Here is a 214-nt window from a genome sequence, read left to right as displayed (position 1 = left end):
AGACGTCGTTTCAGAAGTCGGCGTGTTAATCCTATGTGGAGTCGCGCTGGTAGCTGATCATGCTCGGCGATGTCGAGACGATCTTGTGTCGAGCGATTGGTGAGCGACGAGCTGTGGGCGGTGGTGGAGCCGCTGCTCCCGACGAGGCCGCGCCGGCCGAAGCGGGGACGGACCGGCCGGCCGCGGGTGCCGGACCGGGCCGCGCTGGCCGGGA

1 pseudogene is annotated in these 214 nt (G+C 68.7%); it reads left to right on the top strand.

From position 1 onward, the window contains the following. Positions 1-69: 69 nt before the first annotated feature. A pseudogene (locus PSD17_RS25990) lies at positions 70-214 on the top strand (IS5/IS1182 family transposase); the annotation flags it as partial.

The sequence above is a fragment of the Pseudonocardia sp. D17 genome (assembly GCF_036984265.1).
Taxonomy (GTDB): domain Bacteria; phylum Actinomycetota; class Actinomycetes; order Mycobacteriales; family Pseudonocardiaceae; genus Pseudonocardia; species Pseudonocardia benzenivorans.
Note: the sequence above shows the minus strand (reverse complement) of the source record. Positions and strands in the feature narration are given on the sequence as shown.